The 20,522-nt window shown below is 62.5% G+C and carries 14 protein-coding genes, 1 tRNA gene and 2 pseudogenes; 7 read left to right on the top strand and 10 right to left on the bottom strand.

Translation table 11 applies throughout. The features are described 5' to 3' along the window. Nucleotides 1-61: 61 nt before the first annotated feature. Entirely contained in the window at nucleotides 62-1,603 is a 1,542-nt protein-coding gene (locus tag ACFDR9_RS03450) for a fumarate hydratase (RefSeq protein ID WP_017878658.1), read from the bottom strand. 24 nt (nucleotides 1,604-1,627) lie between these two features. Next, a complete protein-coding gene (locus ACFDR9_RS03445; protein WP_017878659.1) occupies nucleotides 1,628-2,239 on the bottom strand; it encodes a TIGR00645 family protein in 612 nt (203 codons plus the stop codon). 441 nt (nucleotides 2,240-2,680) lie between these two features. Here ACFDR9_RS03445 and acs point away from each other — a divergent pair, with 441 nt between their 5' ends. Together acs and ACFDR9_RS03435 are read left to right on the top strand one after the other, a co-directional pair. Beyond that, on the top strand, nucleotides 2,681-4,687 hold the full coding sequence (gene acs, locus ACFDR9_RS03440; RefSeq protein ID WP_409030088.1) for an acetate--CoA ligase: 2,007 nt from the start codon (nucleotides 2,681-2,683) through the stop codon (nucleotides 4,685-4,687). 135 nt (nucleotides 4,688-4,822) lie between these two features. Then, a tRNA-Ser gene (locus ACFDR9_RS03435) sits at nucleotides 4,823-4,913 on the top strand. Nucleotides 4,914-5,362: 449 nt separating this feature from the next. Here ACFDR9_RS03435 and ACFDR9_RS03430 read toward each other — a convergent pair. Beyond that, nucleotides 5,363-9,229, bottom strand: coding sequence for a DUF3427 domain-containing protein (locus ACFDR9_RS03430; RefSeq protein ID WP_409030087.1), 3,867 nt, complete (start codon nucleotides 9,227-9,229; stop codon nucleotides 5,363-5,365). A gap of 161 nt (nucleotides 9,230-9,390) precedes the next feature. Here ACFDR9_RS03430 and ACFDR9_RS03425 point away from each other — a divergent pair, with 161 nt between their 5' ends. Continuing rightward, the gene (locus tag ACFDR9_RS03425; protein ID WP_409030086.1) at nucleotides 9,391-10,170 is read left to right on the top strand and encodes a GIY-YIG nuclease family protein; all 780 of its coding nucleotides are present in this window, start codon (nucleotides 9,391-9,393) and stop codon (nucleotides 10,168-10,170) included. Nucleotides 10,171-10,227: 57 nt separating this feature from the next. On the opposite strand, the gene ACFDR9_RS03420 is transcribed toward ACFDR9_RS03425, so the two are convergent. Further along, nucleotides 10,228-11,397: a DNA cytosine methyltransferase gene (locus ACFDR9_RS03420; protein ID WP_409030085.1), complete on the bottom strand. Its 1,170-nt coding sequence runs from the start codon at nucleotides 11,395-11,397 to the stop codon at nucleotides 10,228-10,230. A 407-nt stretch (nucleotides 11,398-11,804) separates the two neighbouring features. On the opposite strand from ACFDR9_RS03420, the gene ACFDR9_RS03415 reads away from it, so the two are divergent. Beyond that, nucleotides 11,805-12,323, top strand: coding sequence for a very short patch repair endonuclease (locus ACFDR9_RS03415; RefSeq protein WP_409030084.1), 519 nt, complete (start codon nucleotides 11,805-11,807; stop codon nucleotides 12,321-12,323). Nucleotides 12,324-12,519: 196 nt separating this feature from the next. On the opposite strand, the pseudogene ACFDR9_RS03410 reads toward ACFDR9_RS03415, so the two are convergent. The 4 genes and pseudogenes from ACFDR9_RS03410 to ACFDR9_RS03395 all read right to left on the bottom strand — a co-directional run bounded on the left by ACFDR9_RS03410 (nucleotide 12,520) and on the right by ACFDR9_RS03395 (nucleotide 16,270). Next, a pseudogene (locus tag ACFDR9_RS03410) lies at nucleotides 12,520-13,693 on the bottom strand (M20 aminoacylase family protein). Nucleotides 13,694-13,728: 35 nt separating this feature from the next. Next, nucleotides 13,729-14,853: pseudogene (locus tag ACFDR9_RS03405) on the bottom strand (diaminopropionate ammonia-lyase). A 233-nt stretch (nucleotides 14,854-15,086) separates the two neighbouring features. Further along, nucleotides 15,087-15,215 carry a hypothetical protein gene (locus ACFDR9_RS03400; RefSeq protein WP_409030083.1) on the bottom strand — a complete coding sequence of 43 codons (129 nt, stop codon included), beginning with the start codon at nucleotides 15,213-15,215 and terminating at the stop codon, nucleotides 15,087-15,089. Nucleotides 15,216-15,385: 170 nt separating this feature from the next. Beyond that, nucleotides 15,386-16,270: a LysR family transcriptional regulator gene (locus ACFDR9_RS03395; protein ID WP_409030082.1), complete on the bottom strand. Its 885-nt coding sequence runs from the start codon at nucleotides 16,268-16,270 to the stop codon at nucleotides 15,386-15,388. Between the two features lie 116 nt (nucleotides 16,271-16,386). Between ACFDR9_RS03395 and ACFDR9_RS03390 the strand changes: the two genes are divergently transcribed. Together ACFDR9_RS03390 and ACFDR9_RS03385 are read left to right on the top strand one after the other, a co-directional pair. Next, complete coding sequence (locus ACFDR9_RS03390; RefSeq protein ID WP_409030081.1) at nucleotides 16,387-17,115, top strand: glutathione S-transferase family protein; 729 nt, start codon at nucleotides 16,387-16,389, stop codon at nucleotides 17,113-17,115. Nucleotides 17,116-17,231: 116 nt separating this feature from the next. After that, nucleotides 17,232-17,621, top strand: a complete 390-nt coding sequence (locus ACFDR9_RS03385; protein ID WP_409030080.1) for a nuclear transport factor 2 family protein — start codon at nucleotides 17,232-17,234, stop codon at nucleotides 17,619-17,621. Here ACFDR9_RS03385 and ACFDR9_RS03380 read toward each other — a convergent pair. Further along, the gene (locus ACFDR9_RS03380; RefSeq protein WP_409030079.1) at nucleotides 17,611-18,408 is read right to left on the bottom strand and encodes an alpha/beta fold hydrolase; all 798 of its coding nucleotides are present in this window, start codon (nucleotides 18,406-18,408) and stop codon (nucleotides 17,611-17,613) included. The two genes, ACFDR9_RS03385 and ACFDR9_RS03380, sit on opposite strands and share 11 nt — an antisense overlap. A gap of 221 nt (nucleotides 18,409-18,629) precedes the next feature. Between ACFDR9_RS03380 and ACFDR9_RS03375 the strand changes: the two genes are divergently transcribed. Further along, the gene (locus tag ACFDR9_RS03375) at nucleotides 18,630-19,769 is read left to right on the top strand and encodes an ABC transporter substrate-binding protein (RefSeq protein ID WP_409030078.1); all 1,140 of its coding nucleotides are present in this window, start codon (nucleotides 18,630-18,632) and stop codon (nucleotides 19,767-19,769) included. 63 nt (nucleotides 19,770-19,832) lie between these two features. Here ACFDR9_RS03375 and ACFDR9_RS03370 read toward each other — a convergent pair whose 3' ends face one another. Then, entirely contained in the window at nucleotides 19,833-20,471 is a 639-nt protein-coding gene (locus ACFDR9_RS03370) for an FABP family protein (protein ID WP_409030077.1), read from the bottom strand. Between the last annotated feature and the right edge of the window lie 51 nt (nucleotides 20,472-20,522).

The raw sequence follows: 20,522 nt of genomic DNA, 5'->3' as shown, positions 1-20,522 counted from the left end.
GAGGGGCAGACCCCGGTTTTACGCCGCTGGTTTTTTTCCAGGCCAGCGGCGCGCGGGGAGCTTAAGCGACGGCGACGGGGATTTTTCCCACGCTGCTCAGTTGCTCGATCTTCGCCTGCCACTCTTTCGGGCCGGTGTTGTGCACCGAGGTGCCGGTCGAATCGACCGCCACCGTTACCGGCATGTCGGTGACGTCGAACTCGTAGATCGCTTCCATGCCGAGGTCGTGGAAGCCGACCACCTTGGCCGTCTTGATCGCCTTCGACACCAGGTAGGCCGCGCCGCCGACCGCCATCAGGTAGGCCGACTGGTGCTGCTTGATCGATTCGATCGCCGCCGGACCGCGCTCGGCCTTGCCGATCATCGCGATCAGGCCGGTTTTCTCCAGCATCATGTCGGTGAAGCCGTCCATGCGCGTGGCGGTGGTCGGGCCGGCCGGGCCGACCGCTTCGTCGCGCACCGGATCGACCGGGCCGACGTAGTAGATGACGCGGTTGGCGAAGTCGACCGGCAGGCTTTCGCCCTTGGCCAGCATGTCCTGGATGCGCTTGTGGGCGGCGTCGCGGCCGGTCAGCATTTTGCCGTTCAGCAGCAGGGTCTGGCCCGGTTTCCACGCCGCCACTTCGGCCTTGGTCAGCGTGTCGAGGTTGACGCGCTGCGACTTTTCGGTGTCGGCGGTCCAGTGCACGTCCGGCCACGACGACAGCAGCGGCGGTTCGATGTAGCTGGCGCCGGAGCCGTCGAGCACGAAGTGGGCGTGGCGGGTCGCCGCGCAGTTCGGGATCATCGCCACCGGCTTGGAGGCGGCGTGGGTCGGGTGCATCATGATTTTCACGTCGAGCACGGTGGTCAGGCCGCCCAGGCCCTGGGCGCCGATGCCGAGCGCGTTGATTTTGTCGCACAGCTCGATGCGCAGCTCTTCGGTCTTGTTTTGCGGGCCGCGCTGTTTCAGGTCGAACATGTCGATGTCGTCCATCAGCACTTCCTTGGCCATCAGCATGGCCTTCTCGGCGGTGCCGCCGATGCCGATGCCCAGCATGCCCGGCGGGCACCAGCCGGCGCCCATCAGCGGCACCGTCTTCATGACCCAGTCGACCAGCGAGTCGGACGGGTTGAGCATGACGAATTTCGACTTGTTTTCCGAACCGCCGCCCTTGGCCGCGACCTTGACGTCGACGGTGTTGCCGGCGACCAGCTCCATGTGCACCACGGCCGGGGTGTTGTCCTTGGTGTTCTTGCGATCGAAATGCGGGTCGGCGACGATCGAGGCGCGCAGCTTGTTGTCCTCGAAATTGTAGGCCCGGCGCACGCCCTCGTTGATCGCGTCGGTGACGGTGCCGGAAAAGCCCTCGAAGCGCACGCCCATGCCGATCTTCAGGAAGACGTTGACGATGCCGGTGTCCTGGCAGATCGGCCGCTTGCCCTCGGCGCACATGCGCGAGTTGGTCAGGATCTGCGCGATCGCGTCCTTCGCCGCCGGACTCTGCTCGGCGTCGTAGGCGCGCGCCAGGTGTGCAATGTAATCGGCCGGATGGTAATAGCTGATGTATTGCAGCGCCGCGGCGACGGATTCGATCAGGTCTTCTTGCTTTATGATGGTCATGGTGTTCTCGCTGTGGGGTCGGTATTAATGAGACTTGATTTCGTTTTGCGTGCCCACCATGATGCGGTCGGTGTAGGCGATGGCCAGCGCCGACAGCAGGAAGACCAGATGGATCACGGTCTGGGCGATCAGCACCTGGCTGGTGTAGGCGTTGGCGTTGATGAAGGTCTTCAGCAGGTGGATCGAGGAGATGCCGATGATGGCCATCGCCAGCTTGGTTTTGAGCACGGACGCGTTCACATGCGACAACCACTCCGGCTGGTCCGGGTGCTCGTCGAGGTGCATGCGCGAGACGAAGGTTTCGTAGCCGCCGATGATGACCATGATCAGCAGGTTGGAGATCATGACGACGTCGATCAGGCCCAGCACCACCAGCATGATGGTCGACTCGTTCAGCTTGGTGGGCGGCACCGTGCCGGGCACCGCGACGGCCTGGAAAATATGCTGCAGCGCCGCCTCGTTGCCGAACACCGCGCCGATCAGGTCCTTCAGCTCGACCCAGAAATGGAACACATACACGCATTGCGCGAGGATCAGGCCCAGATACAGCGGCAGTTGCAACCAGCGCGTCATGAAAATGAAGGACGGCAGCGGCCTCAACTTGGCCTGCTGCTTGGTGTGTTGCGGGACTGTCATCGTGGTCTGCTCCTAAGATGCTGCAAGTTAATATGCCCGACATTTTACACGGGCTGCAAGCCCATGCGTACGGTCCCGACACCGGTGGCGCGTCTTGATTTCACGCAAACACCACGAAACAAAGGCGTCAGCCACAATTTTTTCGGCGATGATGGAGTCGTCCGCCTCGGCGCGCGGCCCCGATACGGGGTCAGGCCTTCTCGCCTTGGCGCGAGGCGGCCGACCCCGGCGCTTGCCCCTGGTTTACAAGGCCGCCAAAACGCCTCCAGCAAACCCCGCTAAAAGTTGGTAAAATTACATAAAAATACACATTCCCAGACAAGTTAGCCAAGCCGCAGCGCCCCCGCAGTTGTGCAACCACGCAGCAAACAGGGCAATGTAAGGCGTCCGTAAGCGACACCGCCTACATTGTTAACAAACTATTATTCAATGGAGACAAGCATGGCCGCGACAGAAAACTCAGGGCAGGGCACGCAGCAACAGGGACCACAGGAATCGCGCGTATTCCACGCGCCGGCGGCGTTTAGCGGGCAGGCGACGATATCCGGCATGGCCGCCTACAACGCGCTGTGCGCCGAAGCCGAGCAAGACTACGAAGGTTTTTGGGCCCGGCTGGCGCGGGAAAACCTGGCCTGGCACAAACCGTTCACCAAAACCTTGAACGAAGACAACGCGCCGTTCTACAAATGGTACGAGGACGGGCAGCTGAACGTGTCCTACAACTGCCTGGACCGCAACCTGGAAAACGGCAACGCCGACAAGATCGCCATCATCTTCGAAGCCGACGACGGCCAGTCGAGCAAGGTCACGTATAAAGAGCTGCACGAAAAGGTCTGCAAGTTCGCCAACGGCTTGAAGTCGCTGGGCATCAAGAAGGGCGACCGCGTCATCATCTACATGTCGATGTCGGTCGAAGGCGTGGCGGCGATGCAGGCGTGCGCGCGCATCGGCGCGACCCACTCGGTGGTGTTCGGCGGCTTCTCGGCCAAATCGCTGCAGGAACGCATCATCGACGCCGGCGCGGTGGCCGTCATCACCGCCGACCAGCAACTGCGCGGCGGCAAGCAACTGGCGCTCAAAGCCATCGTCGACGAGGCGCTGGCGCTGGGCGGATGCGACAGCATCCGCAACGTCGTCGTGTATCAACGCACCGGCAGCGCGCTGCCGATGGCGGCCGGGCGCGACGTCTGGCTGCACGAACTGGTGGCGGCGCAACCGGCCGTGTGCGAACCGGAATGGGTCGACGCCGAACACCCGCTGTTCATCCTCTACACGTCCGGCTCGACCGGCACGCCGAAGGGCGTGCAGCACGCCAGCGGCGGCTACCTGCTGTGGGCGGCGCTGACGATGAAGTGGAGCTTCGACATCAAGCCGGCCGACGTGTTCTGGTGCACCGCCGACATCGGTTGGGTCACCGGCCACAGCTACATCGCCTACGGCCCGTTGGCGGTCGGCGCGACCCAGGTGGTGTTCGAGGGTATCCCGACGTTCCCCAACGCCGGGCGCTTCTGGGAGACGATTAAAAAACACCAGGTCAGCATTTTTTACACGGCGCCGACGGCGATCCGCTCGCTGATCAAGGCGGCCGACGTCGACCCGAAAGTCCACCCGGACAATTACGACCTGGGCAGCCTGCGCCTGCTGGGCAGTGTCGGCGAGCCGATCAACCCGGAGGCCTGGATGTGGTACTACAAAAACATCGGCCGCGAGAAATGCCCGATCGTCGACACCTTCTGGCAGACCGAAACGGGCGGCCACATGATCACGCCGCTGCCGGGCGCGACGCCGATGGTGCCGGGTTCGTGCACCTTGCCGCTGCCGGGCATTGCCGCCGCCATCGTTGACGAGGCCGGCCACGACGTGCCGAACGGGCAGGGCGGCATCCTGGTCGTCAAGCGGCCTTGGCCGTCGATGATTCGCACCATCTGGGGCAACCCGGAGCGCTTCAAGAGCAGCTACTTCCCGGAGGAGCTGGGCGGCAAGATGTACCTGGCCGGCGACGGTGCCATCCGCAACAAGGACACCGGCTACTTCACCATTACCGGGCGTATCGACGACGTGCTGAACGTTTCGGGCCACCGCATGGGCACGATGGAAATCGAATCGGCGCTGGTGGCCAACCCGCTGGTGGCCGAGGCGGCCGTGGTCGGCAAGCCGGACGACACCACCGGCGAATCGATCTGCGCCTTCGTCGTGCTGAAGCAGGCGCGCCCGACCGGCGAGGAAGCCAAGAAGCTGGCGCTGGAGTTGCGCAACTGGGTCGCCAAGGAAATCGGCCCGATCGCCAAGCCGAAGGAAATCCGCTTCGGCGACAACCTGCCGAAGACGCGCTCGGGCAAGATCATGCGCCGCCTGCTGCGCGTGCTGGCCAAGGGCGAGACGATTACCCAGGATATTTCCACGCTGGAAAATCCGGCGATTCTGGAGCAGTTGAAAGAGGCGTCCTGACACGCTGACGGCGGGCGCGGCGCTGGGTGTTGTTGGCGCCCCGCGCCGCGCGCAAAGTAGCTTGTCGGAAAACTTGGTGCTTCGCGTAATTTTTGCTATAATTCGCGCTCTTCGTGAGAACGAAGATGTAATGCAGGAGAGGTGGATGAGTGGTTGAAGTCGCACGCCTGGAAAGCGTGTATAGGTTCATAGCCTATCGGGGGTTCGAATCCCCCTCTCTCCGCCAAGGATACAAAAGCAAAAGCCACCCTCGGGTGGCTTTTTGCGTTGTAGCCTTGGCGGAGAGAAGCAAGGCCCCTGCGGGCCTTGCGCGGGGGATTCGAAGGGCTGGGCCTACTGGCCCAGCCCTCTCCGAATCGCCCATTTGCCACCGCGTAGCGGTGGCGCGCCGAAGGCGCAGCGCGCAGCGCAGTTTCTCAAAAGAAAATTGTATTTTGAAAATTTTTCGAGTGTCGGCACTGCCCATCGCCCCCAGCATGGATACTCGCTCCTGCGATCAAAAAGACGGGGAAAAACCAATCAAACTGTCGAACTCGGGCGTCAAACCTACTTGAACTGATCGGCTCCCTAAGCGTGGCCGCAGACGTTGCAAAGCAGGCACTTGCTGCGCCATAACTGTATGGAGCTGAAGCCGACGCATGTGGTACTCTCCGGCAAGTAACGGCATCGGCAGCTTCATTCGACCTTGAAAACCACACTCATCGGGCCACTTCCCATATGGTTTTGGTAGTAAACCATGCCGTGATAAGCGAACGGGGCGGCCTTTCCATTAAATAGTTTGTTTTCACGCACAAATAGGTGGACGTCAATGCCTCGCTTGGCATGCTCGATTACTTCCTGTCCTCGCTTGCTGTGGGGCGTCGTGGCGTTCTGACTTTGCCAATGAAAGTGAGTGGCATCGATCCAGTGGTCCAAGTAGCGGTGATCAAGAGTTCTGCCGCTCTTATTGAGTGTCACGAGCAATACATGGGCCTTTTGGTCGGTGAGCACAACATGCCCCGTATTCCAGTTGCCGGGATTAAACGTACTACTGAACAGCGGCGCAATATCTTCCCGCATGAAGGACCGGTCGAGCGCCATGTCGTGCGGACTGATTACGGCCTTGAGGCGGGCCAAGGTACGCATTTCCTCGGTTGCCGGCAGGTCCGCATAGTCGGCGTTATTAGCACGCAACAGGTAGCTTCCATCGGGCGCTTTCAGCACTACGCGCAACAGATATTGATTCCCCTCGCCTGATGCGTCTTGGCGCTCGATTGCCACGATCGCGCCCGTGATGGATCCCGCGTTCGTGGCTGCAAGATGTTCGAATAAGAGGAAATCACCATCCCGAATCGGATGTTTCCCCCCGTCCATGGAATTGCCCGATGCGTGGGCGAGAAAGTGCCGCTCCGGGTCCAGGCGGCCATGCTTAGGTCCGAGCGCGCGGTATTCCTCGGCATCCGCCGTGGCATTCTTGAAATGGCCGCAAGCGATCTTGAGGTTCGGGAAATAGGGCAATTCCGTGCGATCGATATGTGGTGGGTTCGGAAGCCGGTTGAACTGGATCACATTGCCGGGCGCATCGCCATTGGCGCCACGAACTTCATAAGCCGCCAGACGGAAATCGATCAGCTCTTGCAACATGGACTCGAACTCCGCTTGTTGTTCTGGTCGAAGCGTGAATGCGGCTTGAAAAGTGCCGTCTACAACCTTGAAAAAGGCGCTGGCGTTGGCAGGGCGGTTGCCGCCGATCCAGGCAAGCACGGGGTTTTCTTGCCAATAACGATGCCAGGTAATGTCCGCCGCGTCCGATACTTGACGCTGCGCATCGGGGAGGTCGACGAGCAAGGCGCGCCGCCGCTGCAACACTTGCCAGGACCGTATGGCCAAGGCCGTGGTCGGAATCGGGGCGCGCCAACCGTTTAATTCCTGGAAAGCCTCCAACAGCACCATTTTGAAACTCTTGGTCATTTTGGTGGTTTCCACTTCGCGCAAAAAAGAGCGGTGATCGAGCGCAATGGCTTGTTCGGTCTCGTCGAGGTCGCCGGCGGCGGCGACCAGTTCGAACCAGCTGCCATATTGCTGCCGCAATTTTGGCAAACTGGCTCCGGCGCGGTAGAACTCGCTCAGTGTTGGCCGCCGTCCAAAAGCTTCCTTCAGCGCTTGATACTCCTTTTGAATACCGTCGCCGTTGTCGAGGGCTTTCAGGAATGCTACCAACTGCAAGTCATAATTGATGTAACAACCCTTGGGCAGCTTGAGTCGTTTTTCTTCCAGATCGCGGCCGAATTTTGCCAATTGTTTGTAGCTGGAACCGATTTCAAACAGCGCCTGCGGCTTGTGCAGGAAACTTTGATGGTTGCCGATGAAGTCGAGCACTACCAATCTCTCCTTGCCCGGGCTCTTACGCAAGCCCCGACCCAGTTGTTGAAGGAAAAGGATTTTCGATTCGGTCGGCCGCAACATCATCACCGTGTCTATCACGGGCAAGTCCACCCCTTCATTGAATAGATCAACCGAAAAAATAATCGCGAGGCGGCCATCGCGCAAGCGAGCCAAGGCATCCCCACGGCTCAAGGCTGAGCCCGAATAGACGGCGGCGCATGTGATCCCGGCTTTAGCGAACTGGAGCGCCATAAAATCGGCGTGGGAAATCGATACGCAAAACGCCAAAGTGCGTTCCTGCTTGTGCAGACGCCATGTTTTCAGTGCATGCCGGGCGCGCGCCAGCGTGGCCAGTTTGTTGGATAATTGTTCCGGGTCGAAGCGGCCATTACGCCAAGGCACTTCCGCATAATTGACCGATTCGTCGAAAATACCGTAGTAGTGGAACGGCACCAGCAGGTCGGACTCGATTCCGGCGAATAGGCCACAGGTGAACACCAAATTGTCATCGCATAACGACAAAATGTCTGATTGGTCCGAGCGGTCAGGCGTCGCGGTCAGTCCGAGCATAAAACGGGGGGCGAAATAGCTCAGCAGGCGCCGATAAGTGGACGCCGCCGCATGATGGAATTCGTCAACCACGATGTAGTCGAAATGTTGGGGGGAAAAGCGCTCAAGGTGAGTGTTGCGACTGAGTGTCTGGATCGACGCACACAGCACATCGACCTCAACGTCGCATGTCTTTCCCATATACAGGCCGACTCTTGAGCGTGGTTTAATGCGCAGAAAAGTTTCCGCCGCCTGATTCAAAATTTCTTCTCGGTGAGCGACGAACAATACTCGTCTGGCGTCGAACTGTTCGGCGTCGAAAGCGGCCAGCCAGGTCTTGCCAAGACCGGTGGCCAATACCACCAAACCTCGGCGGAAACCCTCGTCTCTGGTTTCTGAGAGCGCAAGCAAGGCATCTTCTTGGACGCCGGTCGGTAGCGGCGCGGGATCTTGTTCCTGGCTACCGGGCGCGACTGCGAGCGGCAGTGGAACACGACGGGCCTGGTACTGATCGATCCACGCGTCGGTCAAGGGTACGCAGCGCGCGCTCGCAAATAGCTCGTCGAACCTGGCGCGCGCTTCAAGGAAACCTTGCTCCCCGGGATAGTCGATCCGGTAGTTCCATTCCAATCCGTTTTGCAGCGCTTGCCTGCTGATATTGCTGGAACCGATGAAGGCTGTGCCGCATAAGCCGTTTTCGTCATCCAGTTGGGTAAATATATAGGCTTTCAGATGAAAACTGCCACCGGCCGATTCGTATACGCGCACCTGTGCGCCTTGCGCTTGAAGCAACATCAATAGCCGCAATGCCTCCGGATCGGTAACATCGAGATAATCGCTGGTTAGCACGCGAACGCGCCCCACCCTTTCTCTGTTGGCTCCATTGCGCGCCAGCGTACCGTACAAATCGGGAAGCAATAAACGTAGTCCCGTGGCTTTAACGAACGCCACCGCCAGATCGACCTCGGACGCGCGGTTGATGGCGCCGCAAAGGTGCGGCAGAAAGGGATCGTCGCCACCGGTGATCAACTGCTTTTTTTCTTGCGGTGCACGCAATAGGATGGCGTTGAGCCACGGCTCGACTCGCCCCGGACGCTGATCGGTCGATAGCCAGCATTCCACGCCAAGCAGATCAGGCAGCGCGGCGAGCCAGCTGCGTAACCGGATCTCGCTCGCATCGGTGAAATGTCGGCCATTTTGGACTCGCTCGCCATCGCCATGCTTAAAGCTGAGATATAAAGTCCCACCCGGTTTTAGCGCAGTCCATAATTGCGCCAAAATGGCTGGAATATCCAGTGGGGGTAAATGCAATAAGCTGGCGCAGGCCCAAATACCGTCATAGCAGGACTGTTCGCGTACGTCGGAAAAGCGTCGGACCTCAACGTTTATTCCGGTGTGTTCGGAGGCCATACGAGCCAGTTCGGGCGAGGCGTCGAAGGCCCTTACCCGAAAACCACGGCCGAGAAACGCCTGTGTATCCCTGCCGGAGCCGCAACCGGCATCGAGAATCAATCCACCTGGATTGACAGTGGAAAGAAAACGATCGTGTAGGATCGACATATCCACATGGATGGTATTGGAAAAAAAAGCGGCTGCGTTTTGATTGTAGTAGGCGAGGGAACTGGTCATACATGGCCGCTTGAATTTCAATTCCTTAATTATATTCCTTATTGGTGGTTAGTCAGTTCCATGGAGTGGAAGGTAAGCTGACCATGGCACTTGCAGTGGCTCTATACGTATCCCCTGGAGTACGATTTCAATCAGGTAAAATATTCCGCTGCTGCGCACGCATGGCCATCCCTGCCACCAAAATTTCCGGAGCCTTCATTTTGCAATCAATTTACGTGTTCGATTTTCTTCAGACTGTGTCTACGCAACTCAAAGAAACGCTGGATGGCATGGAAGAATCGAAGTTGAACGATGTCGCATTGGCCTCGCTCAGCGGGTTCCAGGCTCAAAGGGATTCGCGCCAAGGCGTCTACGTTCTGCATTACGACGGCGCTCCGGTCTACCTCGGCAAGGCGAACGACGTCAGTGAGCGGCTTTCCCAGCACCTTGAAAAGCTCAAGGGCCGCAGGGGCATCGACCCCGACCGAGTGGGTTACAAGGCGTTGCTGCTGGATAAAAGCATGGGCACGGCCGCGAACGAGGACCTGTTAATTTCCATGTACAAAGGCAAGCACGCGAGCATGTGGAACGGCGCCGGTTTCGGGCCGAAGGATCCGGGGCAAAACCGCGACACCACCAGGCCCGGCTGGTTCGATAGGCATTTCCCTATTGTCGACGACTTTCTGATCGACATCGATGCCGGTTCGGCGGAGCAAATAGGATTGGCCATCTTGCTTGGTCTGATGAAAGTGCAACTGCCGTATGTGTTCAGATACACCGTCCCTTCGGACGATTTGCTGCGCCAGATCAGTCTGGCCGGCGTCAAACACGACGCGCGCAGCCTGCTTCAAGCTGCGGTAACGTTCCTCGGCGTCGGATGGAAGGGCGCCATCATTAGCTACGGCATGGTGCTGTACAAAACGACCAAAGACTACCCTTACGGCGAAGAGTTGACGCCGTAAGCGGCGCGGGCGGGGAGCGCGCTTCAATCCTGCGCGCGCCCGCGTTCCGTTCCGTTGCTATCCCTTCCGCAACATTTTGCACACCCCGTTGGCGACGACCGCCGCCAGTTTCACCGGCACGGCGTTGCCCAGCTGGCGCATGGTTTCCGACCATCCCCCCTCGAAGATGAAGCTGTCCGGGAAGGTTTGGATGCGCGCCGATTCCCGCACCGTGAAGTAGCGCACCGAGCCGTCGTGCCGGCGCAGCATGTTTTCGCCGCCTGGCACGCCGTGGTCGCCCGCCTTCAACGCCTTGGCCGGCTCGTCGAGCGGGCTGCCGGTGTGTCCCGCGTACGAGCGCGCGCCCGGCTGGAAGCGGTGCGCCTGCACCAGTTCCTTGCCCGGGTGCTTTTCCGGGTCCGGCAGGTCGGAGATGGCGTCGCGCACGGTTTCCCACGGCAGCGCCAAGGTGGCGGGGTCGGCGTCGGCCAGCATGCCGAGCTTGCGCTCCAGGCCGTCCGGCTTGGCCGGGCGGTTTTTCGCCGCCACGCGGTGGCGCGCCCAGTATTCGCCGTTGCCCCACTGCGACAGCAGCAGCGCGTCGTGGCTGTGCGTTTCCTCCGGGAATACCCAATCCAGGCCGAGGTCTTCGCGGAAGCCGACGATGAACACGCGCATGCGTTTTTGCGGCACGCCGAAGTTGGCCGCGTTGACCAGCTTGGGCACGACGCGGTATTCGCGCTTGCCGCCCTTGGCCTTGTGTTTTTCCAGCCGGGCAAGGTGGTCCAGCCATTCCTCCTTGGCCTTCGGCTGCTGCGACGGGTATTCGAGTTGCAGCAGGATGTAGTTGAAGTAGTTGGCGAACGCGGCGCGCGTCAGGCCGCGGACGTTTTCGAAGACGAAGGCGCGCGGGCGCACCTCGCGCACCGCGCGGATCGCCTGCGGGAACATGTCGCGCTCGTCGAGGAAGCCGCCGTGCTTGCCGCCCATCGAGAAGGGCTGGCAGGGCGGGCCGCCGGTGACCAGGTCGAGGCCCTGGTGGCCGCCGTACAGGAATTGGCGGACGTCGCCCTCGGTGACGTCCGGCCAGTGGCTCATCGGGGCGACCAGTTTGAGTTTGTTGTTGCGCAGCGTCTCGCAGGCGTGGCTGTTCCACTCGACCACCGCGCGGTGGTCCACGTTTTGCCCGGAGAAGCCCATGGCGAGCCCGCCGGCGCCGGCGAACAGTTCAATCGATTCAAGCTTCACGGCGCCGCCCCTTAGCGTCGGCCGTCCGGGTCTGTGGCGCCGTCGGGCCTTGGGTGCCGCCGCGGCGGCGCTGGGGCGGGTGTGGGGTGCGTGACTTGTTCAAAGCGTTTACTTCTTCCGGTAGTGTGTGTTTGTGCGGGCGGCGCACCGGTTGGCGGGCCGTCGGGAAACGGGCCGCTAGGTGGGCTGCGGGCTCGGCCCCGCCAGGCAGGCAGTAGTATAAAGCACCGCCGCCGGGAAAGTTCCATTTGCCTGTTTTGTGGCAATTTATTTTAGGATTTATTATACTGTATTTATATACAGTTATCCTTAAAGCCAGAGGCGAAGTGCAGGGGGCAGACCGGAGGGGCGGACTGCAGCACTGTTGGGAAATTCCGCTGGAAATCGAAAAGGGAGAGGCACATAATATGGCGGTGCCGGGCGTGGCGGCGTTCGTGGATGAAATGGCGGGATGGACGATTGTTTTTGTTTTGGGCCAGGCGGTCGACTGGCGGCGCGGGGCGCTTGTGGTTGACACGGTCGGCGTCGCGACAAGGAGCGACATCATGTCGCGCGTCCGCTCGAAAAACACCGGGCCGGAAATGCTGGTGCGCCGCCTGGTGTTCGCGGCCGGCTACCGTTACCGTTTGCACGGGAAGAAGCTGCCGGGCAAACCGGATCTGGTGTTCGCCGGTCGGCGCAAGGTCATCTTTGTGCACGGTTGCTTCTGGCATTTGCATGTGGGCTGTGTGCTGGGTGCGCGCATACCGAAGTCGCGGGTGGAGTTTTGGACGCTGAAGCTGGAGGGGAACCGGCGCCGCGACGAGGCGAACCGCGTGGCGCTTGCCGGCTTGGGCTGGAAGGTCTTGACGCTGTGGGAATGCGAGCTGGCCGACCGCGACGCGCTTTGCGCCAAGGTCTACGCGTTCCTCGACGATCCCGGCTGAGGCGCTCGATTGGCCGCCGCGCCAACCTATTGTGTAGGCTTGCCTTCGATCCCAGGACCGTATGTCGAAAGACGCTTCGCGATGTCCGGTCGGCGCCACCGCTGGGTGGCTGGTGCGGTCGATTGCGTAGGTCGTCGAGTGCGTGCTGACGAATACCAGGTTTTTGGTCAGCAGGACATCACTGGCGCAGTCGGTATCAACAAGCGGGTGAAAGCCGTTGCCGTACGAGCTCGGCGAAGTAGCGCGCGCCGATGGGCAGGATGGCGTCGTTGAAGTCGTACTTGGCGTTGTGCAGCGGCACACCTCCCGGTGCGGTCTGCAATACCGTTGCCTATGAACACGAACGCGCCCGGAACAACCTTGAGGAAAGCCCCAAAGTCCTCCGAGATCATCATCGGCGCGACATTGCCGTCCACGTTATCGGTCCCCACCACGGCCTGGGCTGCGCGCACCGCGACGGACGCGCGCTCCGGCCAGTTCACCGTGGGAACGAATTCGTGCGTGTACTCCACCTCGCAGTTGGCGCCGTGCGCCGCGGCGATGCCGTGGCAGATTTCGCGCATGCGGCGTTCCAGCAGGGCTTGCACATACGGCGAGTAGCTGCGCGTATCGCCCTTGATTTCCACGTTGCCCGGGATCGCGTTGCGGATGCCGTCGCTGTGGACCTCGGTGCAGGAGAGCACGGCCGGGTCGGCCGGATCGACCGCGCGAGCCACTATGGTTTGCAGCGCCAGGATGATCTCGGCCGCCACCAGCAGCGGGTCGATGGCCATGTGGGGGCGGGCGGCATGGCCGCCCCGACCGTGGATGCGAATGACAAAGTTGTCCTCGCTGGCCATGATGCCGCCCGCGCGGGTGGCAATGTGTCCGGCTGGCAGGCCGGGGATGTTGTGGGCACCATAGATCTGGTCGACTGGAAACCGATCGAACAGACCGTCCCCGATCATCGCGTTGGCGCCCCGGCCATGTTCTTCGGCGGGCTGGAAGATAAAGCGCACCGTGCCGTTGAAGTCGCGGGTGCGCGTCAGGCTCTGGGCCGCGCCCAGCAACATGGCCATGTGCCCGTCGTGCCCGCAGCCGTGCATGCAGCCGGTATGCCGGGAGATGTAGGGGCGGCCCTGGGCCGTCTCCGTCATCGCCAGGGCGTCCATGTCGGCGCGCAGGCCGATCACGCCCTTGCCCTCGCCCACCGTGAGGCTGGCCACCAGCCCCGTGCCGCCGATACCCCTGTGCACTTGCATGCCCATCAGTTCAAGCGCGTTGGCAATAAAGTTGGCAGTTTTATGCTCGTTGAAGCCGGTCTCGGGGAACTGGTGTAGCTGGTGCCGCCATCGCACCATCTGGGTGCCGAGTTCATTGTCGATGTACATGGTGTTCTCCTGAGGGTGATTGCCGTCGGTGTCAATTATCGCGCCGCGGTCCAGGCCCGCTGGCGCCGGAGCACGGCTTCGGCGCTCTCGCCGGCCAGTGCCTGGTACACCTTGGGCGCCGTGGCGCCTTCGGTGCTGACGACGAGCACGCGCGATTGCTCGTCGAGCCGGACCTGGAGGGACCAGGCCGGATCGGACCGCAACTGCTGCAACGCTGCCAGCCCGGCCGCGCCGGATTCGCCGGAGACAATGGGAATGTCGCCAGCGCTGCCCCTGGCCAGCGTGCGCATGGCCTGCACCGCCTGGTCGTCCTCGATCGTCATGAAGGCGTCCACGCAGGGTTGCAGGAAGCGCCAGGCCAGCGGCGATGTCGCGCCGCACGCCAGGCCCGCCATCACTGATTCGACCGAGCCGGTGGCCCGGACCGCCCGGCCCTGGACCGCGCTTTGCAGCAGGCAGTCCGCTTGTGCCGGCTCGACGACGATGAAGCGCGGACGCTGCGCGCCTTGAAACTCCCAGAAATAGCTCGCCAACCCGGCCGCCATGCCGCCTACGCCGCCCTGTAGGAAAACATGGGTGAATGCCCCGGCCTCGCCGGCGCGGCCAGCGCTCTGTTCAACAATCTCTTCGGCGATGGTGCCTTAGCCTTGCATCACGTCGCGTGGAATCGTCTCGTAGCCTTGATAGGATGTGTCGGACACCACCTGCCAGCCGTTGGCGCCGGCCAGGCGCGCGGCTTCTTCCACCGACTTGTCGTAATTGCCCTTGACGCGCACAATCCGCGCGCCATGGATGGCGATGGCCCGTTCGCGTTCCTCGCCGACGTGGGCGTGCAACACGATCACGCAGCGACAGCCGACGTCCCGGGCAGCGGCGGCCAAGCCGCGGCCATGGTTGCCGTCGGTGGCGCTGGTCACGGTGTACGCCGCGAGCTGGTCCGCATACCGACCTGCCGGGATGGCTGTCGGTTCGAAGTCCGGGTGCAACAGCAAGATCTGGCGCACCAGGGCGATGGGCGCGCCCAGGGCTTTGAAGCTACCCAGCGGGGAACGCAGCGATTCGTCTTTGACGCTCAATTGCGCAACGTTGAGCCCTTGCGCCAGATCGGGCAGGCTGTGCAGCGGAGTGGCGCCGCGCGCGATCCGCGGCCAGTGCGACAACTATTGACGGCTCTCGTGCGCACGTTCAATGTTCATAATCGAGGCCAGTTCAGCCGGGTATGGCGCGCGTACGGCGCGCTGGTTGAGGTTTAACATAGCTGTCCTAGAGGGAGTATCGAGAATAAATAGCCGGCGCGGCTTGGCGCCGCCATGGGGTCGGCGAACGGCGCTTCAGCCTGCGGCTAGGCAGTCCTGGACGCGCTTCGATGCGGCCAGCGAGGCCGGCCCGAGCTTCACGCCTTCGCGTCCGACCGTGCGATGCGGCTACGCCCGCCCAAGGCGGCATCGCCGCCTATCGCGCCAAAATGGCAAATCTGCTGGAGCATCGGCTCGACATTCAGTGAAAGTTTGGTCGCGGCCATGCTTGTTTCCTGGGTCTTCCGTTGATAATAATATGCTTTAACACCGACTAATTTTTCGTCGCGGGCGGGTGGGACTTATCCTGAATAGGATGCCGGGTGAGTTCTGGTCTGGCTGTTGCAGTGCTGTGGCTCAATGTGAAGGGCTTTCTGATTGCGCCAAGAGTGCAGCGTCAATCCAGCAATAAATTCCGCGACAGGTGGCTGAACACCGCGGCGACCCGGCGCAGATGCTTCGACTCCATGTGCGTGAGCAACCACAACTCGGTCTGGCACTCGTCGAGCACCTCGCTCAGTTGCACCAGGTCGCAGCGGCGATTCGCCAGGAACAGCGGCAGCACGCCGATGCCCAATCCACGCCCCACCAGTTCGGCCACCGTCAAGATGCTGTTGACCCGGTAGGCCGGCGCCACCTTGGGAAAATGCTTCTTGCGCCAGAGCACGGACGGATGCTCGGGCAAGGCGTCGTCCGGCGCCACCCAGCGCGCGCGCGCCGCGACGTCGCCGTCGAAGCTCGCCAGCCCGCCTTGCTTCGGCCCGAACAGGGCGACGCGGATCGGGCCGACGTGTTTGCCGACCAAATGTTGCGGCGGGCGCTTGGTGGCGCGCACGGCGATGTCGGCGTCGCGGCGGGTCAGGTTGGCCAGCTCGTTTCCGGTGTGCAGCTCATACGTCAGCAGTGGATGGCTGGTTTGCAACTGCAGCAGCGCCGGCGCCACCAGGCCGTGCAGCACCGTGTCGGTGGTGCTGATGCGCACCGTGCCGGATACTTGCTCCGGGCTGCCTTGTACGGCCGAGCGAGCCGCTTCGAGCTGCGCCTCCATCTGCTCGGCGCGGGCGGCCAGTTCCCGCGCCAGCTCGGACGGCACGTAGCCGCTGCGCGAGCGTTCAAACAGGCGTTCGGCAAGCCCCTTTTCAATGCGCTGTACGGTGCGAAACACCGTCGACGCGTCCAGCGACAGACGCTCGCCGGCCTGCGCCAAGGTGCCGGCCCGTACCAGGGCCAGTACGACCTCCAAGTCGGCGTAACCAATTTTGTATTGCGTCGCTGCAACCATGATGTGCGTTCCCGCCTATTTTCATTGCGTATTCGAAATCATATAGTGAATCCACGACGATTTGAATGGAGAAACGCAATGAAACACCCCGATCATCAATTTACGGCCAGGCAACCATGAACGCGTTACCAAGACTGATCAGCCATAGCTTGTGCCCCTACGTGCAGCGCGTCGCGATTGTGCTGGAAGAGAAGGGCATCGCCTTCGAGCGCGTCGATATCGACCTGGCGAACAAACCGGACTGGTTCCTGGCGGTTTCGCCGTTGGGCAAGACGCCGGTATTGCTGGTCGATGCAGAGGCGATCTTTGAATCGTCGGTGATCTGCGAGTATCTGGACGAAACCAGCGCGCCACGGCTGCACCCGGACAGCGCCTTGCAGCGCGCCCGCCACCGCGCGTGGATGGAATTCGGTTCGGCCATCCTCAACGACATTGGCGCCTTTTACCGGGCGCCGGACATCGAAGCGTTGTCGCACCAGGCCGCCACGATACGCGCGCGGTTCGAGCAGGTCGAGGCGGCGCTGGGCGACGGCGGCTATTTCTCGGGAGGACGCATGTCGATGGTGGACGCGGTCTTCGGCCCGATATTTCGCTACTTCGACGCCTTCGACGACGTCGCCGACTTCGCGTTTTTCAAGCTGGCGCCGCGGGTGCAAGCCTGGCGCGGGGTGTTGCGGGCGCGCCAGTCGGTGCGCAACGCCGCGCCCGCAGATTATCCCGCGCTGCTGCGGGCCTTCCTGCTGCGGCGAAACTCGGCGCTGTCCAGGCTGGTGGCGCAGACGGCCGGGCCGGCGGCGCGGGACGCAAACTTCGTGCTGGAACAAGTAGCCGTCGATCCACGTTGATGCCGGCATGTTTGCCATGGTGCGCGGCGCTATACTGCAGCGTCGCGCGAGTGGTCGGCAGGCGCCAGCGGTCGGGGCAGGTCGTTTCGTGCCAACCCAGCCGCTTGCACGCGCCTATGATGCCACTCAGAACCCCGCTTAAATTGGTCGCCCGCCTGGTCCGGCTTGACATCCATCTATGGGTGCTTCAGGCTTGTGCGGCGATCATGGGGACCGGCGCAACGACGAAGTCGATCGTCGACGATTTGACGCGCCAGGCCGACGCCTGGAATGCGGCCATCCGGGACAAGGATTGGGCCGCCCTGGACGCCAACATGGCCAACGACTTCCGGCACATCCGTGCCAACGGCGACGTCAGCAACCGTGCCGCCTTTCTGGCCTTCATCATGTCACCCAGGCTTGCCGTCGATCCCTGCCAGGCCGAGGACGTTGAGTCGCACTATCGCTATGTCGACGTCTACGCCCGCATGAAGGGAAGATGGAAGGAGGAGTACCCTAGACGCTGACGACTTCGGCGCCGACGAGGAAGCTGGCGATCAGCGCATTGACGACCTGGCCGTGCGTGATCGGCCCCATGTGGCCGCCCTTGGTCTGCACGGCGGATGCGTTCGGCAGCGCGGCGGCCAGCCGCTCGGCCAGGCGGCGCGTCGACGCCGGGCTGTTCAGGCCGGACATGACCAGCGCCGGCATGTCGAGTCCGGCCATGTCGGCCAGCGTGGCCGGCTCGCCCAGCAAGGCTTGGAAGTCCAGCTTGACTTTCTCAATCTGCGCGGTGAACTTGTCCTGCTGCGCGCCGGGCAGCGAATCGAAGGCGCCCGCGCGGTTCCAATAGTCGATAAAGACGCGGGTCGCGTCGCGCGGCGTGGCGGCGGCGCCGATGGCGGCCACGACGGTCTCGATCTCGACCCGCGCCGCGTCGTTGGCGGCGAGCAGGTGGAAGGCGACCGGCTCGAAGACGGCCAGCGACAACACGCGTTCGCGCATCTGGCGGGCCAGCCGCAGTGCGGTGACGCCGCCGTAGGAGTGGCCGACCAGGTGGAAGGACTCGCCTGGGGCGAGCTTGGCGGCGATGGCCGCGTTGACCGCGTCGACCTCGTGCGCCAGCGTGAAGGCCGCGCCGTCGGCAACGTCGGGGAACGGCGACTTGCCGTAGCCGAGCAAGTCGACGGCGATGCAGCGGAAGCTCGCTTCCAGCTGCGCGCTCAGGTCGGACCATTGCTTGCGGGAACTCATGGAGCTGTGGAGCAGGACGATGGCTGGCCGCGCGTCGGGCGGCATGGCGTTGGTGGTCATTGTTGGCGTGAAGTAAAGGACGAGGCGCGGATTATATGCGGGGCCGGTTGCCGAGTCGATATGTCGGGGCAGTTGATCCGGTGTGGGAACGCTTTTTTAACGTGGTTTGTCTTGTCGACGGCGGATTTTCGCCATCTTGACGTTTGACAACCGCGCCCACCTTGCGGATACTCTCTGCAAGGTATGGGTTCCTTTGCCGGTTCACGCGAGGCGGAATTGACATGCAAAAATTGAGATTGGCGGCGTTGGCGCTGGTGTGTTGCTCGCTCGGCTGGGCGGGTTCGGCCGTGGCCGAGGACGGCGTGTCGGCCAGCGCCATCAAGATCGGCATGGCCAACGCCACCAGCGGCCCGGCCGCCGGCCTCGGCCTGCAATTGCGCGCCGGCGCCAAGGCCTACCTGGACAAAATTAACGCCGGCGGCGGCGTCAACGGCCGCGCCGTGGCGCTGGTCAGCGTCGACGACGCCTACGACCCGCTGCAGTCGGCCGCCGCCACCCGCGCGCTGATCGACACCGACAAGGTGTTCGCCCTGTTCGGCTACGTCGGCACGCCGACGTCGACTGCGGCGGTGCCGATCGCGGCGAAGGCCGGCGTGCCGTATCTGTTCCCGTTCAGCGGCGCCGAGTTCCTGCGCAATCCCGTCATTCCGGTCGTGTTCAATTTCCGCGCCTCGTATTTCGACGAGACCGAGGCGCTGGTGGCGCACCTCACCGGCGCGCTGGGCGTGAAGAAAATCGCCTTGTTCATCCAGGACGACGAGTTCGGCGAGGCCGGCAAGGCCGGCGTCGTGCGCGCGCTGAGCAAGCGCCGTCTGAGCGTGGCGTTGGAGGCGCGCTACAGCCGCAACACCATCGACATCGAGGCCGGCCTGGCGCGCCTCAAAAGCCAGGCGCCGGAGGCGGTGATCTTCATCGGCACCTACCGGCCGCTCGCCTCGCTGGTCAAGAAGGCCGGGCAGGCCGGCGTCAAGGCCAGGTTCCTGACCGTGTCCTTCGTCGGCTCCAGTGAATTCATCAAGCACGCCGGCGACGCCGGCAACGGTGTCGTCATCAGCCAGGTTATGCCGTCGCCGGACGACGGCGCCGATCCGCTGGTGAAGCTGTACCACGCCGACGTGTTGCCGGCCGCGCGCAATTACGGCTCGCTGGAGGGGTATGCGAACGCGATGATCCTGGTCGAGGCCTTGCGGCGCTGCGGCCGCGAGCCGACCCGGGCCGGGCTGCTGCGCGCGCTCGAGCAGCTTCAGATGAACGCCGGCGGCATGCCCGTCGCGTTCAGCGCGCAGCGTCATCAGGGCAGCGACCGGGTGTATCTGACGCAGGTGAAGGGGGGCAGGGTGACGCCGGTGGATAAGCTGTAGTGTGGATATACCAAGGGCGTGGGGCAGGGTCGGACCCCGGGTTTGCGCCGCTGGTTTTTTCTCTTATTGCGCCTGGCGCGCCAGCGGGTTGGGCGTCGGCTCGGCGACTTTAACCAGGATGTTGCGGTCGATGTGGTGGAACGGTTCGTCCTGGCCTTTGATCATCATCACGGTGTCTTCTTCGTAGCCCCAGGTGCCGTCGGCGTTGATGGTCACTTTGATGCGGTATTCGACGGTTTTGAACGCGTATTCGAGGAAGGGGTTCGAGCGGATGCCGTAGCTTTCGGCGTCGTTGTAGGCCACCAGTTCGAAGCTGGTGGCGTCGGCGCTGGCGCTGCCGGAGGCCATGGCGATCTGCCCGCGCGGGATCGCCAGGGTCTGGATCACGGTGCCGGTGGCCGGCTCCCACAGCCAGTAGCCAACCTGCTCGTGGTAGGTCTTGACCTGGCCCGGCTTGGTCACGTGGATCTGGTAGCGCAGGCCGTAGAACAGTTGCGGGCCGTTGGTCACCGGGTCGATCGGCTGCAGTTCGATGCGCTCGACGAAGGCTTGCTTGCGCGCGCCGTCGGCCTTGGGTTTGATGTCGAGGCCGCGCTCGCCTTCCCAGATGCCGGCCATCGCGCGCAACGGCCCGAGCCGGTTCAAGGTGTTGATGTCGGTGTCGGAAGGTTCGGTGTAGATATCGTGGGAAAATTGGCTCATTGGTTCAGTTCCTTGCGGTTGGCGACAGTCAGAGCTAACGATTGTAGAGCA

The sequence above is a fragment of the Janthinobacterium sp. CG_23.3 genome (genome assembly GCF_046115965.1).
Lineage (GTDB): Bacteria > Pseudomonadota > Gammaproteobacteria > Burkholderiales > Burkholderiaceae_D > Janthinobacterium.
This window is presented reverse-complemented; position numbering and strand designations above follow the sequence as displayed.